22 protein-coding genes and 1 riboswitch are annotated in these 22,882 nt (G+C 49.4%); of the genes, 14 read left to right on the top strand and 8 right to left on the bottom strand.

Features of this window, described 5'->3' with window-relative positions:
- Window positions 1-120 precede the first annotated feature (120 nt).
- Window positions 121-792: a DUF1190 family protein gene (locus BEB42_RS05210; protein ID WP_000831534.1), complete on the top strand. Its 672-nt coding sequence runs from the start codon at window positions 121-123 to the stop codon at window positions 790-792.
- Window positions 793-797: 5 nt separating this feature from the next.
- Window positions 798-1,958: a glutathionylspermidine synthase family protein gene (locus BEB42_RS05205; protein ID WP_000442860.1), complete on the top strand. Its 1,161-nt coding sequence runs from the start codon at window positions 798-800 to the stop codon at window positions 1,956-1,958.
- A 37-nt stretch (window positions 1,959-1,995) separates the two neighbouring features.
- Here the strand turns inward: BEB42_RS05205 and ygiD are convergent, their stop codons facing one another.
- Window positions 1,996-2,784 carry a 4,5-DOPA dioxygenase extradiol gene (gene ygiD / locus BEB42_RS05200; RefSeq protein WP_001364330.1) on the bottom strand — a complete coding sequence of 263 codons (789 nt, stop codon included), beginning with the start codon at window positions 2,782-2,784 and terminating at the stop codon, window positions 1,996-1,998.
- 142 nt (window positions 2,785-2,926) lie between these two features.
- Between ygiD and zupT the strand changes: the two genes are divergently transcribed.
- Window positions 2,927-3,700 carry a zinc transporter ZupT gene (zupT, locus tag BEB42_RS05195; protein ID WP_001295627.1) on the top strand — a complete coding sequence of 258 codons (774 nt, stop codon included), beginning with the start codon at window positions 2,927-2,929 and terminating at the stop codon, window positions 3,698-3,700.
- Window positions 3,701-3,782: 82 nt separating this feature from the next.
- Here zupT and BEB42_RS26370 read toward each other — a convergent pair whose 3' ends face one another.
- The gene (locus tag BEB42_RS26370) at window positions 3,783-3,932 is read right to left on the bottom strand and encodes a hypothetical protein (RefSeq protein WP_000469269.1); all 150 of its coding nucleotides are present in this window, start codon (window positions 3,930-3,932) and stop codon (window positions 3,783-3,785) included.
- Between the two features lie 581 nt (window positions 3,933-4,513).
- On the opposite strand from BEB42_RS26370, the gene BEB42_RS05185 reads away from it, so the two are divergent.
- The 4 genes from BEB42_RS05185 to BEB42_RS05170 all read left to right on the top strand — a co-directional run bounded on the left by BEB42_RS05185 (window position 4,514) and on the right by BEB42_RS05170 (window position 9,494).
- Complete coding sequence (locus BEB42_RS05185) at window positions 4,514-5,077, top strand: fimbrial-like protein (RefSeq protein WP_000915006.1); 564 nt, start codon at window positions 4,514-4,516, stop codon at window positions 5,075-5,077.
- An 86-nt stretch (window positions 5,078-5,163) separates the two neighbouring features.
- Window positions 5,164-7,686, top strand: a complete 2,523-nt coding sequence (locus BEB42_RS05180) for a fimbria/pilus outer membrane usher protein (RefSeq protein ID WP_105267203.1) — start codon at window positions 5,164-5,166, stop codon at window positions 7,684-7,686.
- 15 nt (window positions 7,687-7,701) lie between these two features.
- Window positions 7,702-8,442, top strand: coding sequence for a fimbrial biogenesis chaperone (locus tag BEB42_RS05175; RefSeq protein WP_001352929.1), 741 nt, complete (start codon window positions 7,702-7,704; stop codon window positions 8,440-8,442).
- The gene (locus BEB42_RS05170) at window positions 8,439-9,494 is read left to right on the top strand and encodes a pilus assembly protein (RefSeq protein WP_105267202.1); all 1,056 of its coding nucleotides are present in this window, start codon (window positions 8,439-8,441) and stop codon (window positions 9,492-9,494) included. Before BEB42_RS05175 ends, BEB42_RS05170 begins: the two co-directional genes overlap by 4 nt.
- A 53-nt stretch (window positions 9,495-9,547) precedes the next feature.
- Here BEB42_RS05170 and ribB read toward each other — a convergent pair whose 3' ends face one another.
- Window positions 9,548-10,201, bottom strand: a complete 654-nt coding sequence (gene ribB / locus BEB42_RS05165; RefSeq protein ID WP_105267201.1) for a 3,4-dihydroxy-2-butanone-4-phosphate synthase — start codon at window positions 10,199-10,201, stop codon at window positions 9,548-9,550.
- 103 nt (window positions 10,202-10,304) lie between these two features.
- Window positions 10,305-10,453: riboswitch (FMN riboswitch) on the bottom strand.
- 121 nt (window positions 10,454-10,574) lie between these two features.
- On the opposite strand from ribB, the gene ubiK reads away from it, so the two are divergent.
- Window positions 10,575-10,874, top strand: a complete 300-nt coding sequence (ubiK, locus tag BEB42_RS05160; RefSeq protein WP_000566827.1) for a ubiquinone biosynthesis accessory factor UbiK — start codon at window positions 10,575-10,577, stop codon at window positions 10,872-10,874.
- A 34-nt stretch (window positions 10,875-10,908) separates the two neighbouring features.
- On the opposite strand, the gene glgS is transcribed toward ubiK, so the two are convergent.
- The gene (gene glgS, locus BEB42_RS05155; protein ID WP_001296424.1) at window positions 10,909-11,109 is read right to left on the bottom strand and encodes a cell surface composition regulator GlgS; all 201 of its coding nucleotides are present in this window, start codon (window positions 11,107-11,109) and stop codon (window positions 10,909-10,911) included.
- A gap of 269 nt (window positions 11,110-11,378) precedes the next feature.
- Between glgS and BEB42_RS05150 the strand changes: the two genes are divergently transcribed.
- The 4 genes from BEB42_RS05150 to BEB42_RS05130 all read left to right on the top strand — a co-directional run bounded on the left by BEB42_RS05150 (window position 11,379) and on the right by BEB42_RS05130 (window position 14,371).
- Entirely contained in the window at window positions 11,379-12,008 is a 630-nt protein-coding gene (locus BEB42_RS05150; RefSeq protein WP_105267200.1) for an OB-fold-containig protein, read from the top strand.
- A 26-nt stretch (window positions 12,009-12,034) separates the two neighbouring features.
- Window positions 12,035-13,696 carry a flotillin family protein gene (locus BEB42_RS05145; RefSeq protein WP_032185149.1) on the top strand — a complete coding sequence of 554 codons (1,662 nt, stop codon included), beginning with the start codon at window positions 12,035-12,037 and terminating at the stop codon, window positions 13,694-13,696.
- A gap of 238 nt (window positions 13,697-13,934) precedes the next feature.
- A complete protein-coding gene (locus BEB42_RS05140) occupies window positions 13,935-13,994 on the top strand; it encodes a type I toxin-antitoxin system Ibs family toxin (protein WP_071821827.1) in 60 nt (19 codons plus the stop codon).
- Window positions 13,995-14,311: 317 nt separating this feature from the next.
- Entirely contained in the window at window positions 14,312-14,371 is a 60-nt protein-coding gene (locus BEB42_RS05130) for a type I toxin-antitoxin system Ibs family toxin (protein WP_100733770.1), read from the top strand.
- Between the two features lie 119 nt (window positions 14,372-14,490).
- On the opposite strand, the gene hldE is transcribed toward BEB42_RS05130, so the two are convergent.
- The 4 genes from hldE to tnpA form a co-directional block, all read right to left on the bottom strand.
- Entirely contained in the window at window positions 14,491-15,924 is a 1,434-nt protein-coding gene (gene hldE, locus BEB42_RS05125; RefSeq protein WP_000869186.1) for a bifunctional D-glycero-beta-D-manno-heptose-7-phosphate kinase/D-glycero-beta-D-manno-heptose 1-phosphate adenylyltransferase HldE, read from the bottom strand.
- Window positions 15,925-15,971: 47 nt separating this feature from the next.
- Window positions 15,972-18,812 carry a bifunctional [glutamate--ammonia ligase]-adenylyl-L-tyrosine phosphorylase/[glutamate--ammonia-ligase] adenylyltransferase gene (glnE, locus tag BEB42_RS05120; protein WP_105267198.1) on the bottom strand — a complete coding sequence of 947 codons (2,841 nt, stop codon included), beginning with the start codon at window positions 18,810-18,812 and terminating at the stop codon, window positions 15,972-15,974.
- A gap of 22 nt (window positions 18,813-18,834) precedes the next feature.
- The gene (gene ygiF, locus BEB42_RS05115; protein ID WP_105267197.1) at window positions 18,835-20,136 is read right to left on the bottom strand and encodes an inorganic triphosphatase; all 1,302 of its coding nucleotides are present in this window, start codon (window positions 20,134-20,136) and stop codon (window positions 18,835-18,837) included.
- Between the two features lie 70 nt (window positions 20,137-20,206).
- Window positions 20,207-20,659, bottom strand: a complete 453-nt coding sequence (gene tnpA / locus BEB42_RS05110) for an IS200/IS605-like element ISEc41 family transposase (RefSeq protein ID WP_000266196.1) — start codon at window positions 20,657-20,659, stop codon at window positions 20,207-20,209.
- A 12-nt stretch (window positions 20,660-20,671) separates the two neighbouring features.
- Here tnpA and BEB42_RS05105 point away from each other — a divergent pair, with 12 nt between their 5' ends.
- Together BEB42_RS05105 and BEB42_RS05095 are read left to right on the top strand one after the other, a co-directional pair.
- Window positions 20,672-21,877: an RNA-guided endonuclease InsQ/TnpB family protein gene (locus BEB42_RS05105; protein WP_105267196.1), complete on the top strand. Its 1,206-nt coding sequence runs from the start codon at window positions 20,672-20,674 to the stop codon at window positions 21,875-21,877.
- A 342-nt stretch (window positions 21,878-22,219) separates the two neighbouring features.
- Window positions 22,220-22,840, top strand: a complete 621-nt coding sequence (locus tag BEB42_RS05095; RefSeq protein ID WP_001125332.1) for a TIGR04211 family SH3 domain-containing protein — start codon at window positions 22,220-22,222, stop codon at window positions 22,838-22,840.
- Window positions 22,841-22,882 lie beyond the last annotated feature (42 nt).

Here is a 22,882-nt window from a genome sequence, read left to right as displayed (position 1 = left end):
TGAACGTAAGGCAACGTAAAGATACGGGTTATCTGCCGCATTCTTCCCCCTTCCCGCTTCAATTTCGACCAGCCATCCTCTATTCTGATGGGTATTTACCACTGGTCCCGGAAGACAAAAATGAAACGGACAAAATCCATACGCCACGCATCGTTCCGCAAAAACTGGAGCGCACGCCATCTGACACCTGTCGCTCTTGCTGTTGCCACTGTTTTTATGCTGGCAGGCTGTGAAAAGAGTGATGAAACAGTGTCTCTGTATCAAAATGCTGACGACTGTTCAGCTGCAAACCCAGGCAAAAGCGCCGAATGTACCACTGCGTACAACAATGCGCTGAAAGAAGCCGAACGTACTGCGCCGAAATACGCCACTCGTGAAGACTGTATTGCCGAATTTGGCGAAGGTCAGTGCCAGCAGGCACCAGCCCAGGCTGGCATGGCACCGGAAAACCAGGCGCAGGCCCAGCAATCCAGCGGGAGTTTCTGGATGCCGCTGATGGCCGGTTACATGATGGGGCGTCTGATGGGCGGCGGCGCGGGCTTTGCACAACAGCCGCTGTTCTCCTCGAAAAACCCAGCCAGCCCGGCTTACGGTAAATATACCGACGCGACGGGTAAAAACTATGGCGCAGCGCAGCCAGGCCGCACCATGACCGTACCGAAGACGGCAATGGCACCAAAACCGGCGACCACCACTACTGTTACCCGTGGCGGTTTTGGTGAATCTGTTGCCAAACAAAGCACTATGCAGCGTAGCGCAACCGGCACCTCTTCTCGTTCAATGGGTGGCTGATACCGATGGAAAGAGTCAGTATTACCGAGCGCCCGGACTGGCGCGAAAAAGCCCACGAATACGGTTTCAATTTTCACACCATGTACGGCGAACCGTACTGGTGTGAAGATGCTTACTACAAGTTGACCCTCGCCCAGGTTGAAAAGCTGGAAGAAGTCACTGCCGAACTGCACCAGATGTGCCTGAAAGTGGTGGAAAAAGTGATCGCCAGCGATGAGCTGATGACTAAATTCCGCATTCCAAAACACACCTGGAGTTTTGTGCGCCAGTCATGGCTGACTCACCAGCCATCGCTTTATTCGCGTCTCGATCTGGCGTGGGATGGTACTGGCGAACCTAAACTTCTGGAAAATAACGCCGATACGCCAACGTCACTGTATGAAGCCGCATTCTTTCAGTGGATCTGGCTGGAAGATCAGCTTAACGCCGGTAACCTGCCGGAAGGCAGCGACCAGTTTAACAGTCTGCAAGAGAAGCTGATCGATCGCTTTGTCGAGCTGCGTGAACAGTATGGCTTCCAGTTGCTACATCTCACCTGCTGCCGCGATACGGTGGAAGATCGCGGCACCATTCAATATTTGCAGGACTGCGCAACCGAAGCTGAAATCGCTACCGAATTCCTCTACATCGACGATATCGGTTTAGGCGAAAAAGGTCAGTTCACGGATTTACAGGATCAGGTGATTTCCAACCTGTTCAAGCTGTATCCGTGGGAATTTATGCTGCGTGAGATGTTCTCCACCAAGCTGGAGGATGCAGGCGTACGCTGGCTGGAACCGGCGTGGAAGAGCATTATCTCCAACAAAGCGCTTCTGCCGCTACTGTGGGAGATGTTCCCGAATCACCCGAACCTGCTGCCCGCTTATTTTGCGGAAGATGATCATCCGCAAATGGAAAAATATGTGGTTAAACCGATCTTCTCCCGTGAAGGCGCAAACGTGTCGATCATTGAGAACGGCAAAACCATTGAAGCAGCGGAAGGTCCGTATGGCGAAGAAGGGATGATTGTTCAGCAATTCCACCCGTTACCGAAATTCGGCGACAGCTATATGCTGATTGGTAGCTGGCTGGTGAACGATCAACCTGCCGGAATTGGCATTCGTGAAGACCGTGCATTGATCACCCAGGATATGTCTCGGTTTTATCCACATATTTTTGTTGAATAAGCCATGATACCGGATGGCACTCGCCATCCGGTAATTATTAGCCTATCTGCACCGACAACATACTTAAACTGCCCATTTCTATACCATCGACCGGAATGGTAATTGGCTCCTGCCCATCCCACGCACCTAAGACATACAACAACGGCAGATAGTGCTCTGGCGTTGGGTTCGATAACGCGCCACCTTCATGGTCGAGATAATTCACCAGAGGATGCTGCTCTACCGGCCCTTGCCACGTCAGATTCGCTTTCACATACTCATTAAACGACATCGCCCAAGGATACGGTGAACTATCACCGTGCCACTTCACCGTACGCAGGTTGTGCACCACGTTACCGCTGGCGACCAACATTATTCCTTCGTCTCGCAGAGCCGCCAGTTTACGCCCCATCTCAAAGTGCCAGGCGGCAGGTTTGGTACTGTCGATACTCAACTGCACCATCGGGATATCGGCGTCAGGATACATCTTAATCAGCACGCCCCAGGAACCGTGGTCAAAGCCCCAGGCTTCTTTATCCAGCGTCACAGGGACCGGCGCTAACAGCTCAACCAGACGCTGTGCCAGCGCAGGCGAACCCGGAGCAGGATAATGGGTGTCGTACAGCGCCTGCGGAAAACCGCCAAAATCATGAATCGTGGGCGGCGTCTCCATCGCGGTCACTCCAGTTCCACGGGTAAACCAGTGAGCCGAAACCACCACAATCGCTTGTGGGCGTGGCAATGTCATCCCCAACTTCTGCCAGCTGCGGGTATACAAATTATCTTCCAGCACGTTCATCGGACTACCGTGACCTAAAAACAATGCTGGCATACGTGTTGAAGACATGATGATATCCTTAACTAAAGGTGTCATTTTGATATCCTCACAATACGCTTGTTCGGCGGAGTAAGAACCCGGATAACAATGATGATGATCATCAGTTATTTTGACGATCTGCCTGAAGGTAAAGATTTATAAGGAGTTGTCGATGTCAGTACCTCTCATTCTGACCATACTGGCGGGGGCAGCCACGTTTATTGGCGCGTTTCTCGGCGTTCTCGGACAAAAACCCTCGAACCGCTTACTGGCGTTTTCGCTAGGATTTGCGGCGGGGATTATGTTGCTCATCTCATTAATGGAAATGCTTCCTGCCGCATTAGCCGCCGAAGGAATGTCGCCTGTGCTGGGTTATGGAATGTTTATCTTCGGTCTGCTTGGCTATTTTGGTCTGGACCGCATGTTGCCACATGCGCATCCGCAGGATTTAATGCAAAAATCGGTGCAGCCGTTGCCAAAATCGATCAAGCGCACAGCCATTCTGCTCACTCTCGGCATCAGTCTGCATAACTTCCCGGAAGGCATTGCCACCTTTGTCACGGCGAGCAGTAACCTGGAGCTGGGCTTTGGCATCGCGCTGGCTGTTGCATTGCATAATATTCCTGAAGGTCTGGCAGTTGCGGGGCCGGTTTACGCGGCAACGGGGTCAAAACGCACCGCAATTTTGTGGGCGGGCATTTCTGGGCTGGCAGAAATTCTTGGTGGTGTGCTGGCGTGGTTAATCCTCGGTAGCATGATTTCTCCGGTGGTCATGGCGGCAATCATGGCGGCGGTTGCAGGAATTATGGTGGCGCTCTCGGTTGATGAATTAATGCCGCTAGCTAAAGAGATTGACCCCAATAATAACCCCAGCTATGGCGTGCTATGTGGAATGTCAGTGATGGGATTCAGTTTAGTGCTGCTACAAACGGCGGGAATTGGTTAAAGACGATTATGACAGATGTTGCCCATTGCTAAAGGCAACATCTGTATCGTTATTAAAGGTATTATTGATGCTTTTCAAATAGTTATTTATCAGAGCGGTTATCTAATTTACTTTGGGCAGCTAACAGCGCATCTCTGTCATGACGAAAAGCTTTACAGTAACGTTTAAGATGAAGAAAATAGCCACCAGCTAGTAGAACAATTAATACAATCCAGTACCAGGCAATAAACATCCTTTTCACCTTCAAAATTTAACATTACTAAACATTAGCATTAAAATTTCACATATCCATCGTTGAATATATTCATATACTCGCATAATTGTGAATCAAGTATATGATTTCGATCATAGTAAGTGTTGTATCATACACCACACTTGGTTAAAAAAAGAACAATCAAGACTATTGAAGCATCGTATTTCAGGATGAAACATTACTAATTAATAATAAAACTTAATAAGCACCACTAGATATATATTATATCTTCACGATTATTACGCCCCTACTCGTTTTAATAAATATACTTTACAACCTTACAATATAATACGTAAACTTTTGTCAATAGGTGGTTATTTTTTCGCCACGAGTCATGCAAAAAAATTATCATTCACAACAACACACAACAAAAATCTAGGTATGCGCATCTTAATATATAATAAAAGTGTATGATTTAAGTTTTACTTAATCAGTATTTAGTATTAATAACAAGCAAAATCATCTCTGACTATGGTAATGTCCATATCGGAATTAATATAAGATTCAAACCTATATTTTCCTCTTTCATAGCCTTTCCTAATTTATAAAGGATTATAGTCATGTTAAAAAAAACATTGTTATCTATGTTCGCAACTGCATTGTTATCAGGCGTTGCTTTTAACGCGCTTGCTGACGATGCGAATCAGGGTTCCGGTAAAATTACTTTTAAAGGTGAAGTTATCGATGCACCGTGTTCTATTGCTCCTGGTGATGAAGATCAGACAATAAATCTCGGTGAAGTTGCTGATACTGTATTAAAAAGTGGTCAGAAATCTCTGCCTGTAGATGTCACCATTCACTTGCAGGATTGTATTTTATCTGACGGCACTAACACTGTTGATAAAGTCAAAATCACCTTTAGTTCTGCCAGTGTTGACGCTACCGATTCCAACCTGCTTAAAAACACTCTGGAAGGTAACATCGGCGGTGCAACTGATGTAGGCGTACGTCTGGTGAAATCAGACAATACCAACGTGACTCTTGGTACCCCAATCACCATCGACTTCCCGACGACTAATTCCTACCAGGAGTTGAACTTTAAAGCCCGTATGGAATCTCTGGGACGCACCGCGACCCCAGGTAATGTGCAGGCACAGGCTAATTACGTACTCGACTACAAGTAATCGGCAGTTAATACCCACACAACACCAGGCGGTAAAGCCGATGAGATTTCATCGGCAACTTTGGGTCTTTTTAGAAATGGATTTTTATGAACAATAAAAACACGTTTACCGGGGACAGATTATCCCATGCAATTAAAAATGCCCTGTCTGGCGTTGTGTGTTCGCTACTCTTCGTTTTGCCAGTCCACGCAGTAGAATTCAATGTCGATATGATTGACGCAGAAGACCGCGAGAATATTGATATCTCTCGTTTTGAGAAAAAAGGCTACATAACCCCAGGTAAATATCTGGTCCGAGTGCAAATCAATAAAAATATATTACCGAAAGCATTAATACTGGAGTGGGTAAAAGCAGATAATGAAAGCGGTTCATTACTCTGCTTAACTAGAGAAAATTTAATTAATTTTGGCCTGCATACAGACTTTATTGAATCATTACAAAGCACTGCTGGAAGCGAGTGTCTCGATTTAAGTCAACGACAGGAATTATCTGCACGGCTAGATAAATCTACGATGATATTATCGCTTAGCATTCCCCAGGCATGGTTGAAATACCAGGCAACAAACTGGACGCCGCCAGAATTTTGGGATGACGGTATCACCGGATTTATCCTCGACTATAACGTATACGCCAGCCAGTACGACCCACATCACGGAGACAGCACCCAAAATATCAGTTCCTACGGTACTTTAGGTTTCAACCTCGGCGCATGGCGTTTGCGTAGCGATTATCAATACAATCAGAATTTTGCTGATGGCCGCTCGGTAAACCACGACAGCGAATTTGCGCGAACTTATCTGTTTCGCCCTATCCCCTCCTGGTCGTCAAAATTCACTATGGGCCAGTACGACCTGAGCTCCAATCTTTACGATACCTTCCACTTTACTGGCGCATCGCTGGAAAGTGATGAAAGCATGTTGCCGCCAGATTTACAGGGTTATGCGCCACAAATTACTGGCATCGCGCAGACCAACGCTAAAGTAACTGTGGCACAGAATGGTCGTGTACTTTATCAAACCACTGTCGCGCCAGGCCCTTTTACTATTTCTGATTTGGGCCAGTCGTTCCAGGGTCAACTGGATGTCACTGTTGAAGAAGAAGATGGCCGTACCAATACCTTTCAGGTCGGTTCCGCTTCCATCCCCTATTTAACCCGTAAAGGGCAAGTACGCTACAAAACGTCGCTGGGAAAACCAACATCTGTCGGACATAACGATATTAATAACCCATTTTTCTGGACGGCAGAAGCCTCCTGGGGCTGGCTGAACAATGTGTCGCTCTATGGCGGCGGCATGTTCACTGCGGATGATTACCAGGCGATCACCACTGGCATCGGTTTTAATCTCAATCAATTTGGTTCGCTTTCTTTCGATGTCACCGGAGCTGATGCCTCTTTACAGCAACAACATAGCGACAATTTGCGTGGTTACAGCTATCGGTTTAACTATGCAAAACATTTCGAATCAACGGGCAGCCAGATTACCTTCGCGGGTTATCGCTTTTCTGATAAAAATTACGTGTCAATGAATGAGTACCTCAACTCACGTAATGGTGACGAGTCAATCGATAACGAAAAAGAAAGTTATGTTATTTCCTTGAATCAGTATTTTGAAACGCTGGAATTAAACTCTTATCTCAACGTTACACGCAATACTTATTGGGACAGCCCTAGCAATACCAACTACTCGATATCAGTAAGCAAAAACTTTGATATTGGCGATTTCAAGGGCATTTCCGCATCGCTGGCGGTGAGTCGTATTCGCTGGGATGATGACGAAGAAAATCAGTATTACTTCTCTTTCTCTCTGCCGTTACAGCAAAGTCGCAACATCTCCTACAGTATGCAGCGCACGGATGGCAGTAACACCTCGCAAATGATTTCCTGGTATGACTCGTCGGATCGCAACAATGTCTGGAACATTTCTGCGTCAGCAACGGACGATAATATTCGCGATGGCGAACCAACGTTGCGTGGCAGCTACCAGCACTATTCACCGTGGGGACGTCTGAACATTAACGGCAGTGTGCAGCCGAATCAGTATAATTCTGTTACCGCAGGCTGGTACGGTTCACTTACCGCTACGCGTCATGGTGTCGCTCTTCACGATTATAGCTATGGCGATAACGCCCGCATGATGGTCGATACCGATGGTATTTCCGGCGTTGAAATCAACTCTAACCGTACCGTTACCAACGGACTGGGCATTGCTGTTGTACCTTCGTTATCGAACTACACCACCTCTATGTTACGGGTGAACAATAACGATCTACCAGAAGGTGTTGATGTCGAAAACTCGGTTATTCGTACCACGCTCACACAGGGTGCCATCGGCTACGCAAAACTGAATGCAACCAGCGGTTACCAAATCGTCGGCGTTATTCGTCAGGAAAATGGGCGCTTCCCACCACTGGGGGTGAATGTCACAGATAAAGCGACAGGTAAAGATGTGGGCCTGGTGGCGGAAGATGGCTTTGTTTATCTCAGCGGGATTCAGGAAAACAGCACCCTGCGTTTAACCTGGGGTGATAACTCCTGCGAAATTACTCCCCCTAACCAAAGTAACATCAGCGAAAGTGCCATTATTTTGCCTTGTAAAACAGTCAACTAATTCAGGATGAATAAAATGAAATCGCTATTAACCGCAACAGGAATGATTTGTTTACTGGGGATCTGCAACTTCGCCCAGGCGACAGTCTCCCCCGACAGGACGCGCATCATTTTTAATGCTTCGAATAAAAGTGCAACGGTTCGCCTGACCAACCAAAGTAAAATCGATCCTTATTTGGCTCAGTCGTGGATTGAGGATGCTAGTGGTAAAAAAACGCGCGATTACATATCAACGCTCCCCCCAATGGAACGTATCGAGGCCAATGAGCAAGTACAAATTCGCCTGATGGCGCTGGCCTCGTTAAATAACTTACCACAGGACAGAGAAACGCTGTTCTACTATAACGTGCGGGAAATTCCGCCGCGTGCCAAAGAACAGAATGTCATGCAAATCGCCATGCAAAGCCGTCTGAAACTGTTCTGGCGACCGAAAGCGATTGAGTTAAAAGAGGGAGAGATGGTTCCTCTGCAAAAAGTGACGATTACACGCACCGCCGCCGGGCTGACCCTGAATAACCCGACGCCTTATCATATTACTGTCGGCTATATCGGCACTAATGGCAAGACACTGATGCCCGGTGCGAACAGTATTATGGTGGCACCATTTGCTTCTGCGACTCAACACTTAAACAACCTGCCCTCTATCTTCCAGTTAGGCTTTGTGGCGGACTACGGCGGGCTGGAGATGTTTAAAGTGGTATGTAATTCCGTCCAGTCCCTCTGCCAAAGCACTCCTGCGAAGAAGGGGAAAATATGATTACGCTTTTTCGACTACTGGCGATTCTTTGCCTGTTTTTTAACGTTTCAGCTTTTGCTGTTGATTGCTATCAGAATAGTAAAACCTCAAACCCCATTAATACAATTAACGTAACATTGCCAACGTTTAAAATTCCAGAGAACGCGCAACCGGGGAAAAAAATTTGGGAAAGCGGAGATGTCAATATCACTGTTTATTGCGACAATGCGACAGGATGGACGCGGAACAATCCAACAGAAGACATTTATGCCTGGATTAAATTACCTGCAATCAACAGCACCGACATGCTTAACAATCCATATCTAACCTTTGGTGTCACTTATAATGGTATGGACTATGAAGGGATAAACGAAGGAATTGATACTAATGGGTGTCTGGATAAATATGAACAAATCTATAGTGGAATTTATCATGACCCTGTATGCAATGGTAGCACACTTCAAAAAGGGGTGACATTTAATGCTCACTTTCGTGTCTATGTAAAATTTAAAAGCCGCCCTGCAGGTGATCAGACAGTTAACTTTGGCACAGTCAACGTACTCCAGTTTGACGGCGAAGGAGGGGCGAACCTGGCTCGCAACGCGAAAAATTTACGTTATGCGATTACTGGCTTAGATAATATTTCATTTCTTGATTGTAGTGTCGATGTCCGTATTTTCCCGGAAAGCCAGATAGTAAACTTTGGGCAAATCGCAATGAATTCCATTTCAACATTCGCACCGAAAGCGGCATTCAGCGTTTCTACTATAAGAGATGTGGCAGCCAATTGTACTGAAAAATTTGACATTGCCACCAATTTCTTTACTTCGGATACATTATATGATAACACGCATCTGGAAATGGGTAACGGGTTGCTCATGCGAATTACCGATCAAAAAACGCAAGAAGATATTGAATTTAACCAATTCAAATTTTTTAGCGCTTATATTCCCGGACAAAGTGCAGCAATAGCAACCCGCAATTATCATGCCGAATTAAGCCAAAAACCAGGTGACTCTCTGGTCTATGGTCCGTTCCAGAAAGACCTGATCGTTAAAATCAACTACAACTAACCAGAAAAATGCCGGGAATATCCCGGCGTTTTCATCTTCAATATTTTGAGTTATTAACTAGCTTTACGCTCATGTGCCTGACGGTATGCCACCAGGTCTTCAATAGTCACGAGCGCCATATTGTGTTTCTTGGCAAACTCAATGCACCCTGGCGCACGCGCCATCGTGCCATCGTCATTAGTCAGCTCACACAACACACCAGCCGGTTTAAAGCCTGCCAGCGTCATCAGATCAATAGTCGCTTCGGTATGGCCGCCACGCGTCAGCACACCACCCGCCTGCGCGCGCAGTGGGAAAACGTGGCCAGGACGATTCAGATCAGAAGGTTTTGCGCCATCGGCAATCGCTGCGCGAACGGTCGTAATACGGTCAGCGGCAGAAACACCGGTAGTCACCCCTTCAGCCGCTTCAATGGTCACGGTAAAACCGGTGCCATAGGCGCTGGTGTTATTTTCGACCATCATTGGCAGATCGAGTTGTTTACGGCGATCTTCAGTAATGCACAGGCAAACAATACCGCTACCGTGGCGAATGGTCAGCGCCATCTGCTCAACGGTCATGGTTTCTGCCGGGAAGATCATATCGCCTTCGTTTTCACGGTCTTCATCATCAAGCACCATTACACCGCGTCCTTCACGCAGCGCAGCCAGTGCATTTTCAACACGTTCGAAAGGCGTACCAAAAGAGGAAAGTAGCGTCTGATTCATGGTAAAAAAACCTCACTAAAATTATGGTTACCAGAATCAGGGCAGTCTTAGGAGTGGCGGCATATAGCCAAAATAACGTGAGCGGGTCCATGCCCGACAGAATCGTTACTCTCTCCCATCCGGACTCTAACCGTCGGCCCCGGAATTACACCGGATCTGCTGTCCTTTGAGTTCGCACCCAAAGCGCTCGCGGGCTTTCAACTGAGTTGATTTACCGCCGGTGGGGAATTTCGCCCCGCCCTGAGAATAAGCGGATTCACTATAACGCTAATGATTAGCGGCAGCAACGCATAGCTTCACATTATTCTGGTTTATGACTTACCCTTATCGCACTACAATGGCACTCAACACCTATCAGTACAGGGAAACTACAATGATTGACCCGAAAAAAATTGAGCAAATCGCTCGCCAGGTTCACGAATCAATGCCTAAAGGAATCAGGGAGTTCGGGGAAGATGTGGAGAAAAAAATCCGCCAAACCCTACAAGCGCAGTTGACGCGTCTCGATCTGGTAAGCCGCGAAGAATTCGACGTTCAGACGCAAGTCCTGTTACGGACTCGTGAAAAACTGGCGTTACTGGAACAACGCATCAGCGAACTGGAAGCGCGCAATAATCCGGTAGCAGAACTTCAATCTCCTCCAGCTATCCCGCCGGTTGATAAAGCAGAATAAAGCACCACAAAAACGGGCCAGACGGCCCGTAATATCAATGTTCTAATTCCAGTTCTCTGGTTTGCATCATCTGTTGGCAATACCAGGCATAACGTGCGCAAAACCAGGTTCTATGTTCTTCATCCATGTTACCAGTAACGGCCAGAATATCGACCGGGCGACCTTCTGCGTGCATTCTGGCAAAACTACGCGCCAGGAAATCGAAGTTATTTAAAGAATTAAGACTATGATCCATAAGCACATCCTCCGGTTATCGCATACCTTTTAAGGCCATATGCTTTTTCTGATTTCAGTATTCCCCAATCAGTGTAGTGCCTTTAAACATAACGTGCGTAAATATATTGTTCCCGATCACACTTTTTAGTGAAAAATAAAAAAACAACATTAAAAGACTTTCTCTTTCAGAACATCTCTAACATATGTTATTATTAACAAAGATAAATGTAAGCAAGGAAATTATCGCAAAATAAATATTGCGTCACTAAATGGACATTGGAGTGACATATGATTTTATTCGCTGACTATAACACCCCTTATCTTTTCGCTATTTCTTTTGTACTTTTGATCGGCCTTTTAGAAATTTTTGCACTTATCTGCGGTCACATGCTTTCCGGTGCTCTTGATGCACATCTTGACCATTATGATTCCATAACCACAGATCATATTAGCCAGGCACTTCATTATCTCAATTTTGGAAGATTGCCAGCTCTCGTCGTTCTCTGCTTACATGCTGGTTTTTTTGGCCTTATTGGCATCCTGCTACAGCAGGTCTGCATCATGGTCTGGCAATCACCACTCACAAATCTGTTTGTGGTTCCTGTCAGTTTACTGCTAACGATTATTGCAGTGCATTATACCGGTAAAGTAATTGCGCCCTGGTTACCACGAGATCATAGCACTGCTATTACAGAAGACGATTATATTGGCTGCATGGCATTAATTACCGGACATCAGGCCACTTCAGGTAACCCCTGTGAAGGAAAACTCACCGATCAATTTGGCCAAATACATTATTTACTACTGGAACCTGAAGAAGAAAAAACTTTCACTAAAGGAGACAAAGTATTAATTATTTGCCGACTTTCTGCAACGCGATATTTGGCGGAAAAAAATCCCTGGCCCCAAATACTGTAATTTATTAATCAAAAGGAAATTTAATAATGGATGATATTGTTAATTCTGTGCCCTCCTGGATGTTTACCGCAATTATTGCCGTATGCATTCTGTTTATTATTGGAATTATTTTCGCCAGGCTCTATCGTCGCGCTTCGGCAGAGCAAGCTTTTGTTCGTACTGGTTTAGGTGGGCAAAAAGTGGTAATGAGCGGTGGCGCAATCGTGATGCCGATCTTTCATGAAATAATCCCCATCAATATGAATACTCTGAAGCTGGAAGTCAGCCGCTCAACCATTGATAGCCTGATTACGAAAGATCGTATGCGCGTCGATGTCGTTGTCGCTTTCTTTGTGCGGGTAAAACCGTCAGTGGAAGGTATTGCCACCGCCGCCCAGACGCTGGGGCAACGCACCCTGTCGCCTGAAGACTTACGTATGTTGGTTGAAGATAAATTTGTCGATGCCCTCCGTGCAACAGCTGCACAAATGACCATGCATGAGTTACAGGATACCCGCGAGAACTTCGTGCAGGGCGTACAAAATACCGTTGCTGAAGATCTGTCGAAAAACGGCCTGGAACTGGAAAGCGTTTCACTTACCAACTTTAACCAGACGTCGAAAGAACATTTCAATCCTAACAACGCCTTTGACGCCGAAGGTTTAACCAAGCTGACGCAGGAGACGGAGCGCCGTCGCCGCGAACGTAACGAAGTTGAACAGGATGTAGAAGTTGCGGTGCGTGAGAAAAACCGTGATGCGCTTTCGCGGAAGCTGGAGATTGAACAGCAAGAAGCGTTTATGACGCTTGAGCAGGAGCAGCAGGTTAAAACCCGTACCGCTGAGCAGAATGCGAAAATTGCGGCTTTTGAGGCCGAGCGTCGTCGGGAAGCAGAGCAGACGCGAATTCTGGCTGAACGACAGATTCAGGAAACGGAAATCGACCGCGAACAGGCCGTCCGTTCCAGAAAAGTTGAAGCTGAACGTGAAGTTCGCATTAAAGAGATCGAACAGCAGCAGGTCACCGAAATCGCCAACCAGACGAAATCGATCGCTATTGCCGCCAAATCGGAACAGCAGTCACAAGCGGAAGCGCGTGCCAACCTTGCACTTGCAGAAGCGGTAAGCGCCCAGCAAAACGTAGAAACCACTCGCCAGACCGCAGAAGCCGATCGTGCTAAACAAGTTGCCCTAATCGCTGCCGCGCAGGATGCAGAAACCAAAGCGGTTGAACTGACCGTGCGGGCGAAAGCAGAAAAAGAAGCCGCAGAGATGCAGGCGGCGGCGATCGTTGAGTTAGCCGAAGCTACGCGTAAAAAAGGCCTGGCGGAAGCAGAAGCGCAACGTGCGCTGAACGATGCTATCAACGTACTTTCTGACGAGCAAACCAGCCTTAAATTCAAACTGGCATTGTTGCAGGCGCTCCCTGCGGTAATTGAGAAATCTGTGGAACCAATGAAGTCTATCGACGGTATTAAGATTATTCAGGTCGATGGTCTGAACCGTGGTGGTACCGCAGGGGATGCAATATCAGGTAGCGTTGGTGGAGGAAATCTGGCGGAACAAGCGTTATCAGCCGCGCTTTCTTACCGCACACAGGCACCGCTGATTGACTCCTTGCTCAATGAAATTGGTGTTTCAGGCGGCTCGCTAGCGGCATTGACTTCACCCTTAACCTCAACAACTCCCGTCGCAGAAAACATAGAATAAATTTTCAACCATGAACATCCCTGGCCCAAAAAGCTGGGGATTTGTTATATCTGCGTTCCGCTAAAAAGTACAAATGATCAGGTTGTTACAGCGTTTTGCGAGCCGACTCGGGGAAGAGAAAACTGCATCAGGGAAAGCATTGCGCGGGGTCCGGCGCTCATCAACAATCGGGGAGCCAGCAAGGGGCTGAAACGGGAAAGCCCCTCCCGAGGAAGGGGCCTTGCATAAGGAAAGGGTTATGATGAAGTTCGTCATCATACTGATTGTGTTGTTACTGTTAAGTTTCCCGACTTACTAACAAACAATTCAGAGGGGGGAGAAATCCTCCCTTACCCTTGTTCCTTTACTTTAGGTTGAAAAAAAATCAGCGTCAAGAAGGTTTCATTAACACATATCCCTGGCCCAAAAAGCCGGGGATTTTTTATATCTGCGTTCCGCTAAAAAGTACAAATGATCAGGTTGTTACAGCGTTTTGCGAGCCGACTCGGGGAAGAGAAAAGTGCATCAGGGAAAGCATTGCGCGGGGTCTGGCGCTCATCAACAATCGGGGAATCAGCAAGGGGCTGAAACGGGAAAGCCCCTCCCGAAGAAGGGGCCTTGTATAAGGAAAGGGTTATGATGAAGTTCGTCATCATACTGATTGTGCTGTTACTGATAAGTTTCCACGCTTATTAACGGCCATTCAGAGGGGGGAGAAATCCTCCCTTACCCTTGTTCCTTTACTTTAGGTTGAAAAAACAACAGCGTCAATAGGTCTATCCGGCACAACGCGAGAACTGTGAACCACTTTCCGGTTAGCCTTTTTTATCCTGTTGGATCTTCTTGATGATGTTGGTCGTTGAGCAACCGTCTTCAAAGTTGAGCACCAACACTTCGCCACCGTTGGCCCAGACTTCTTTACTCCCGGCAATCTCTTCTGGTTTATAGTCGCCGCCTTTCACCAGCAGATCTGGCAAGATCCCGGCAATCAAGCGCTGCGGCGTGTCTTCTTCAAACGACACCACCCAGTCGACCGCTTCCAGTGCCCCCAGCACAATCATACGCTGTTCGAGAGGGTTAACGGGGCGGGAATCCCCTTTCAGCCGTTTGGTGGAGGCATCGCTGTTGACGGCGACAATCAGGCGGTCACCCAGCTTGCGGGCGTTTGCCAGATAGGAGACATGCCCGGCGTGGAGAATGTCAAAGACGCCGTTAGTCATCACCACTTTTTCACCGCGTTTACGCGCCGCCGCTACCGCCAGCTTCAGCTCCTCTTCGGTCATCACACCAAAGCCGGTATCTGCACGTCCACGTACTGCGTTTTCCAGCTCGATCGGCGAAACCGTGGATGTTCCCAGTTTGCCAACCACCACACCGGCCGCCGCGTTGGCAAAGAAGCAGGCTTCTTCCAGCGAATTACCCGCCGCCAGCGTTGCTGCCAGCACACCAATCACCGTATCGCCCGCACCGGTGACGTCATACACTTCTTGCGCCTGGGTTGGCATATGCAGCGGCTCTTTACCCGGTTGCAGGAGCGACATCCCCTGCTCGGAACGGGTTACCAGCAGCGCAGAGAGTTCGTAGTCGGCAATCAGTTTCATGCCGCGTTCAACAATCTCTTCTTCTGTTTTACATTTACCAACAACAGCTTCAAATTCCGAGAGATTCGGCGTTAACAGCGTAGCGCCGCGGTAGCGCTCAAAATCGGTCCCTTTTGGATCAATCAGTACCGGAACGCCTGCTTTACGTGCCAGTTGGATCATCTGCTGCACACTTGCCAGCGCACCTTTCGCGTAGTCCGAAAGTACCAGCGCACCGATCGAACTCAACGCCTGATTAATCCGCTCGTGGAGTGGTTGCGGATCAACGCCTTCAAAACCTTCTTCGAAATCCAGGCGGATTAGCTGTTGATTACGGGAAAGCACCCGCAGTTTGGTGATGGTCGGATGCGTCGGTACAGAAACGAAGTCGCATTTGACGTTGACGTCGGCCAGAGACTTACTCAGCGCGCGCGCCGCATCGTCAATGCCCGTCAACCCGACCAGGCGTGCGTTTGCACCGAGAGAAGCGATGTTCATCGCCACGTTGGCCGCGCCGCCCGGACGTTCTTCGATGGTATTCACTTTAACCACGGGTACTGGCGCTTCCGGTGAGATACGGCTGGTGGGACCGTACCAGTAACGATCCAGCATCACATCACCAACCACCATCACTCCTGCACGTTCAAACTCTGGCAGCGTTACTTTCATTCCTGTCTCCTGAGAGATTCAAAATTTGCGCGCGATAATACCATACTTCATTCTTCCACCAGCCACTTCTGCCAGCTTGCCCGCACCAGTTCACGCTCTGCGGTAAAGCAATCTTCCGGCACATGACCCGGCAATTCCTGTAATGCCAGATGATGAAGTTCATCGCGCAGCGTCGTGTAAGCACGGGTCAGCGCCATCGCTTCCTGCTCTTCCATAATGTCGTTTTGCGCCAGCAGTTCCAGAATACGCACGTTGTCTGACCAGCGCGTTAACTTTGGTTTTTCATGAGCGTAGCGCAACACCAGATATTGGGTAATAAATTCGATATCAGTAATTCCACCTTCATCGGCTTTGATATCAAAGCGATCGCGATGTTTATTGCCAAGATGCGCGCGCATTTTCTCGCGCATTTCCCGCACTTCTGTTTGCAGGGTTTTGCCTTCGCGCGGCAGTGTCATTATCTCGCGACGTACCGCGTCAAAGTGCGCGGTGAGCTGTGGATCGCCATATACTACGCGCGCACGTACCAGCGCCTGATGCTCCCACGTCCAGGCCTCGTTTTTCTGATAATCGGCAAACGCGTCTGCAGATGTCACCAGCATTCCCGCCGCCCCGGACGGACGCAGCCGCGCATCCACTTCGTACAAAATGCCGGAAGAGGTGCGCGTACTGAACAGATGCATAATGCGTTGCGCCAGACGCAGATAAAACTGTCGTCCGTCGATTTCCCGCTCGCCGTCAGTCATCGCATCCATTGGGCAATCATGGAGGAAGATCAGGTCAAGATCGGAACTGTAGCCTAACTCCCAGCCGCCCAGCTTGCCGTAGCCGACCACCGCAAAACCACGCCCTTCGCGTTCGTTCAGGTGATTCGGTTTACCGTAGCGGGCAACCATTTGAACCCACGCCTGCTGAACGACGGCATCTATCATAGCTTCCGCCAGCCAGGTTAAGTGATCGCTCACTTTCATTACCGGTAGCGTACCGGCGATATCCGCTGCCGCAATACGTAACAGTTGCGCCTGTTTGAACTGACGCAGCGCCTCAAGCTGTTGTTCTTCGTCATCTTCCGGCACGCGCAGCAAATACTGGCGCAGTTCATCACGGTAGGCATCCGTCGCCGTCGGCTGGTAGAGAGTGTTTGGATCGAGCAGTTCGTCCAGCAATAATGGATAACGCGCCAGTTGGCTGGCAATCATCGGCGATGCGGCACACAGAGAAATCAAATGCTTAAGCGCCGCGGGGAATTCACTAAGCAATTCTAAATAGGTAGTGCGGGTAACAATCCCCACCAGCAAGGCGGTAATGCGCGACAGCGTGACAGCAGCGTCTTCACGCGCACAGACATCACTTAGCAGATGCGGCATCAGATGGTCGAGCACCTGACGTCCTCGCGGCCCAATAGTGCGCTTATCCAGCTCTTTGCGGAAATCAGCAATCAGCGTCAGCACCTGTTTGCGATCATCTTCGCTAAGATGCGCCAGCACTGGCGTAGTGTCATCTTCCTGCAACGCATCCTGCCACAGCTCACGCCACTGTTCCGACAGCGACTCTTCCTGAGTTTCGCTTTCGTCGTCGCCAATCAATTCATTAAACACCCGGCGCACATTGGTCATATGTACGGTCAGCGCCCCGGTCAGTTGCGGCCAGTCAGCAAAGTCCATCGCCCACGCCAGCCGCGCACGGTTAAGCTCATCAGAAGGAAGTGTCTGGGTTTGTTCGTCGTTAATGCTTTGCAGCAGGTTTTCCAGACGCCGCAGGAAGAGATACGCCACTCGCAATTGTTCAGCATCGTTTTCAGAAAGCAGATGCAGCGCGGCAATGGCGCTGAGCGTTGGCAGTAAAGAGCGCGATTGCAGCGACGGTTCGCGCCCGCCGCGAATGAGCTGGAACACCTGGACGATAAATTCAATTTCGCGAATGCCACCCGCGCCAAGTTTGATGTTGTCGGTCAAACCGCGTCGGCGCACTTCACGGGCAATCATCCCTTTCATGTTGCGCAGCGACTGGATCACGCTGAAATCGATGTAACGGCGGAAAACAAACGGGCGCAGCATCGCACGCAACTCGTTAGCATAGACGCCGTCGCTATCGCCCATAATCCGCGCCTTGACCATGGCGTATCGCTCCCAGTCGCGCCCCTGCTCCTGGTAATAGTCTTCCAGTGCCGCAAAGCTCAGCACCAGCGGGCCACTTTCGCCAAACGGACGCAGTCGCATATCCACGCGATAGACGAAGCCATCCTGCGTTGGTTGATCCAGCACTTTAATCAGCCGCTGGCCCATGCGGGTAAAAAACTGCGCATTATCCAGTTCCCGGCGTCCGCCCTGCGTACAACCATGTTCCGGCCAGGCAAAAATCAGATCGATATCTGAGGAGAAATTCAGCTCCCCACCGCCCAGCTTACCCATGCCTAAAATCAGCAGCGGTTGCGCTTCGCCCTGCGCATTGCACGGCGTTCCCCATTCGCGGCAGCAGGCGTCATACAGCCAGTCACGCGCCGCAACAATCAGCGTCTCCGCCAGATGACTGAGCTGCTGCAAAATGCTCTCTTCAGTAACCAGTGCCAGCGTTTGCGCCCAGGCGATGCGCACCATAATGCGCCGCCGGAATAGCCGCAGCTCGCGCATTAACCCGGCTTCGTCACTCACATTACTGAGCGCCTCCTGCAACCATGCTGCGTAATGATGCCATTCGTCGGCCTGCGGCGGTTGGCTTTCCAGTTCCGTCAGCCACTCTGGATGCGCAATTATGCTGTCCTGCAGAAAATCACTGAAAGTAAGTACTGACTTCGCCTGTGCGCTAAGTGATTCCTCGGCTAAAGGCGCTGGCAGCCGCTCAACAACGGTCTGCCAGTACTGCTGTAACGGTGAAGAGAGCGGCTTCATAAGCGATTTTATCCTTGCCTGATTAACGTTTTCCGCTGTGCAACCAGAACGGTTCCTGATTGTTTGCCTCATTACGGAAATGTTCAATTTCAATGCGTTGCCCGGTCGCAATGGCATGACGCAGTCCCTGCCAGTTCTCCAGCCAGGCTTGCGCGACGAGAGGATCGTAGTAACCCGCCAGCAACAATATTGAGTCAATGTCACGCGTCAGGCGCGGCAATTGGTCACGGTAGCGATCGCCTAATGGCTGGCAGAAAACGCTTTTCAGTTCAGCGGCATGGCGGGAAAGATGGATATCGGCAAAGCGTTTGAAAGAATCGCTGATTTTGCCCTGCGCTTTGGCATCTAAAAACGGCTGCCAGGCTTTGCTTACCAGCCATTCGGTCAACGCCAGCTTCGCCATCGCCGTTTCGGTAGAGTAGACCGCCGTTACGGCAGACACCGCTGAAGCGATGGTCGCTTCGCATTGAGTCAGCAAATCACGTAAGTGAGTGCTCGCTTTACGCGGCACAATACCGCCGAACAGCATCAGCGTATGACGGACCAGGCCAATGGCAGCCAGCACTTGCTCTTTCGCCGCATCGTTGCCGCGGACCCACAGTTCTTCATGATACTGCCATTGCGCTAACGCCAGCTCGAGCGCCGCTTCCAGCCCCTGTTCCACATCGGCTTTTGCCGCAACATGCAAAATGGTGGTGGGTTTGATTTCACGCGCGGGATTGCCCTGCGCCAGATGATAGCCGCGCGCGGCTTTGCTCAGGCTGCCCTGACGTAATCCGGTTTGCGATACCAGTTGGTTCGCCAGTTTCAGCACCGCGCGCGTGTCGCCGCTAAGCAGTTCCAGTTCAAGCTCGCAGATAGGCTCAGCAAATTCGCCTGCCTTCACCTCGCCCTGATCGAGAGCGATTTCAATTTGGCTACCATCGACCTCTACCAGCCACTTTTCGCGATAAAAATCGGTGCTGAACAGCGGTTGTAAGCGGGAAGCGAGATCGGCAGGCAATTCGCCGTTCGGCCAGACTTCCGTCGGTAACTGCGCCAGCTCGAGCGTCGGTTCGCTCAACGCCACGTTATATTCCGGGCGCTGGTGTAAGCCGCCTGTCACTCTTCCTGCAACTTTCATGGTCATCTCATAGCGACCGTTTTCGCCACGGATACGTAAGCCCATGTCGTGCCCACGCAGCCAGTTATCCAGCGTTTCGTAGTAAATATTCAGCAACTGCACGGGGTCATGGTGCTCGCCGCCCAGCGTATTGAGATGGTCACGCAACGCCTCAACGGCACTGTGATTAACAATAAACTTTAATTCGATTTCCTGAGCCATCCTTCCTCCACTGGGTACTCCCCCCCAACGTAGGCGGGAGGGGAATTTGGGCTGTTAAGCCCGCAGTTTATCAGCCACGCTGATTCTGAATATACTTTTTCACAACTTCCAGCGGTGCTCCACCACATGAACCGATGAAATAAGAGCGTGACCAGAGTACGGGCTTTGAATACGCGGCGCGCAAATCAATAAAATCATTCCGCAGCCGCCTACTGGTAACGGACTTAAGGCTGTTTACCAGCTTTGTGAGTTGCACCAACGGTGGGTATTCAATCAGCATGTGAACATGATCTGCCTCGCCGTCACATTCCTTTAACTCGGCGCCAAAGTCCGCGCATACCTCCGCTACATACTGACGCATGTTTGCATGATGCAATTCACCAAAAACTGGACGGCGGTATTTTGTCATAAAAACAACGTGAACATGCAACAGGTAAGCTGAATAGCGTGAACGATTGATTTCGCACACGTATTGATCCTCCCAAAAAAATGTGGATATATTGTACATTCTAAATAACCACATACTGAATGCAAAATGTTAATCCAGAAAGCATATAAATACAGGCTCTACCCCACTGACCAGCAGGCGCAAAGGTTGCGTCAGTTGTGCGGTTGCGCTCGCTTTGTCTGGAACTATGCACTGAATGAAACACTGAGCATTCATGACGCGGGCGGAAAAATTCCGTCAGCTTTCGACCTGAATAAACGACTTACGGGCTGGAAAAAACTCCCTGAGCTGGCCTTTCTTGCTGAGGGTTACACTGACAACCTCCAGCAGAAACTGAAAGACCTGCGGAGCGCATGGGATCGCTGTTTTGATAAATCCCTGACGGCTGAAAAGCCCGTTTTCAAAAAGAAAACCAAAGGCTGCGACTCTATCCGGTTCGTCAATTTCAGCAAATATTGTGAGCTGGATTATGGCCGTGTGAAACTCCCGTCAGGACTGGTCTGGGTTAAATTTCGTCAGTCCCGGAAGATTGAAGGCGTCATTAAAAATTGCACCATCAGCCAGCATGCCGGACACTGGTATGTGTCTTTTCAGGTCGAATTAGCTGTTACCGATCCGATTCACGCATCGACCAGCGCAATAGGCCTGGATGCAGGTATAACGAAGCTGGCAACACTTTCAGACGGCACGGTCTTTGAACCGGTAAACAGCTTTAAAAAAAATCAGGATAAGCTGGCTCGCTTACAGCGCCATCTGGCCCGGAAGGTTAAATTCTCCGCCAACTGGAAAAAGCAGAAAGCGAAGATTTCCCGTTTCCACTCTCATATCGCAAACATCCGCCGCGATTACCTTCATAAAACCACGACGACGATCAGCAAAAACCACGCGATGATAGTCATTGAGGATTTAAAGGTTTCGAACATGTCAAAATCAGCAACGGGTACGGTAGACCAGCCGGGGCGCAACGTCGCGGCAAAATCAGGTCTTAACCGGGCGATACTGGATCAGGGCTGGGCAGAAATGCGCCGCCAGCTCGAATATAAGCAGGCATGGCGCGGCGGTGATGTGCTGGCGATTAATCCGGCGTACACCAGTCAGAAATGCGCATGTTGTGGGCATACATCGAAAAATAACCGCAGGGCGCAGGCGAGCTTTATCTGTACCGCGTGCGGCTATACGGCAAACGCCGATGTAAACGGCGCTCGAAATATATTAACAGCAGGTTTTGAAGTCATGGCGGCAGGACAAATATTGCCGTCAGTCCGTAAAGGACGCGCCCGTAAGGCGGCGTAAGCCGTCGAGCGATGAACCGGGCAATGCGGCAACGTATTGCTACCCTGACAAGGGAATCCCCCTCCTGAGTCGCTTTGCGCGAAGGTGGGGGAGGATGTCAAGGCCTTTACTTATCGGTTATGTCACATAAGTGACGATGAACGGCGAACTTAATGCGATCTTTTTTGTCAGTAGATAGTATTTTGCGCCAAATTGCCATGCAACGGGCAATTTGACGGGCGTAAAAGTTTGAAGCAGTGGCAAGACCTGACACAGAGGATTCCGATTGATGTCGAATGCTTTGCGTAGCGACACTGATGCCACTACTATCGTTCCACTTTCCATGACAATAACGACAGCCTGATGCCAAAATTACGCCTGATCGGATTAACTTTACTCGCACTTAGCGCGACTGCCGTCTCACACGCTGAAGAAACGCGCTATGTTTCTGACGAACTGAATACCTGGGTCCGTAGCGGTCCGGGAGACCATTATCGCCTCGTGGGCACGGTTAACGCCGGCGAGGAAGTGACCTTATTACAAACTGACGCCAACACCAATTATGCCCAGGTGAAAGACAGCTCTGGCCGTACCGCCTGGATCCCGTTGAAACAACTTAGCACAGAGCCAAGCCTGCGCTCCCGTGTGCCAGATCTGGAAAATCAGGTCAAAACCCTGACCGATAAGCTCACCAATATCGATAACACCTGGAATCAGCGCACCGCAGAAATGCAGCAAAAAGTGGCGCAGAGCGACAGCGTGATCAACGGGTTAAAAGAAGAAAACCAGAAACTGAAAAACGAGCTGATTGTCGCGCAGAAAAAGGTCGATGCCGCCAGCGTACAGCTGGATGACAAACAGCGCACCATCATCATGCAGTGGTTTATGTATGGTGGCGGCGTGCTGGGGCTTGGCTTGCTGCTCGGTCTGGTACTGCCGCACCTGATCCCAACGCGCAAACGTAAAGATCGCTGGATGAACTAAATCGCCTTCTTCGTTGCACTGTCTTATTATTAGGAATTGTGT

The sequence above is a fragment of the Escherichia sp. MOD1-EC5990 genome, from assembly GCF_002965285.1.
GTDB classification, from domain to species: Bacteria; Pseudomonadota; Gammaproteobacteria; order Enterobacterales; family Enterobacteriaceae; genus Escherichia; species Escherichia coli_F.
Note: the sequence above shows the minus strand (reverse complement) of the source record. Positions and strands in the feature narration are given on the sequence as shown.

Excerpts from the sequence above, each read along its gene's own strand:
- BEB42_RS26370 (WP_000469269.1), bottom strand. The coding sequence starts at position 3,932 with ATGTTTATTGCCTGGTACTGGATTGTATTAATTGTTCTACTAGCTGGT.
- zupT (WP_001295627.1), top strand. The coding sequence starts at position 2,927 with ATGTCAGTACCTCTCATTCTGACCATACTGGCGGGGGCAGCCACGTTT.
- ribB (WP_105267201.1), bottom strand. The coding sequence starts at position 10,201 with ATGAATCAGACGCTACTTTCCTCTTTTGGTACGCCTTTCGAACGTGTT.
- BEB42_RS05150 (WP_105267200.1), top strand. The coding sequence starts at position 11,379 with ATGATTTTATTCGCTGACTATAACACCCCTTATCTTTTCGCTATTTCT.
- BEB42_RS05205 (WP_000442860.1), top strand. The coding sequence starts at position 798 with ATGGAAAGAGTCAGTATTACCGAGCGCCCGGACTGGCGCGAAAAAGCC.
- BEB42_RS05210 (WP_000831534.1), top strand. The coding sequence starts at position 121 with ATGAAACGGACAAAATCCATACGCCACGCATCGTTCCGCAAAAACTGG.
- BEB42_RS05145 (WP_032185149.1), top strand. The coding sequence starts at position 12,035 with ATGGATGATATTGTTAATTCTGTGCCCTCCTGGATGTTTACCGCAATT.
- ygiD (WP_001364330.1), bottom strand. The coding sequence starts at position 2,784 with ATGTCTTCAACACGTATGCCAGCATTGTTTTTAGGTCACGGTAGTCCG.
- hldE (WP_000869186.1), bottom strand. The coding sequence starts at position 15,924 with ATGAAAGTAACGCTGCCAGAGTTTGAACGTGCAGGAGTGATGGTGGTT.
- ubiK (WP_000566827.1), top strand. The coding sequence starts at position 10,575 with ATGATTGACCCGAAAAAAATTGAGCAAATCGCTCGCCAGGTTCACGAA.
- ygiF (WP_105267197.1), bottom strand. The coding sequence starts at position 20,136 with ATGGCTCAGGAAATCGAATTAAAGTTTATTGTTAATCACAGTGCCGTT.
- glgS (WP_001296424.1), bottom strand. The coding sequence starts at position 11,109 with ATGGATCATAGTCTTAATTCTTTAAATAACTTCGATTTCCTGGCGCGT.
- tnpA (WP_000266196.1), bottom strand. The coding sequence starts at position 20,659 with ATGTGGTTATTTAGAATGTACAATATATCCACATTTTTTTGGGAGGAT.
- BEB42_RS05170 (WP_105267202.1), top strand. The coding sequence starts at position 8,439 with ATGATTACGCTTTTTCGACTACTGGCGATTCTTTGCCTGTTTTTTAAC.
- BEB42_RS05180 (WP_105267203.1), top strand. The coding sequence starts at position 5,164 with ATGAACAATAAAAACACGTTTACCGGGGACAGATTATCCCATGCAATT.
- BEB42_RS05105 (WP_105267196.1), top strand. The coding sequence starts at position 20,672 with ATGTTAATCCAGAAAGCATATAAATACAGGCTCTACCCCACTGACCAG.
- BEB42_RS05175 (WP_001352929.1), top strand. The coding sequence starts at position 7,702 with ATGAAATCGCTATTAACCGCAACAGGAATGATTTGTTTACTGGGGATC.
- glnE (WP_105267198.1), bottom strand. The coding sequence starts at position 18,812 with ATGAAGCCGCTCTCTTCACCGTTACAGCAGTACTGGCAGACCGTTGTT.
- BEB42_RS05185 (WP_000915006.1), top strand. The coding sequence starts at position 4,514 with ATGTTAAAAAAAACATTGTTATCTATGTTCGCAACTGCATTGTTATCA.
- BEB42_RS05095 (WP_001125332.1), top strand. The coding sequence starts at position 22,220 with ATGCCAAAATTACGCCTGATCGGATTAACTTTACTCGCACTTAGCGCG.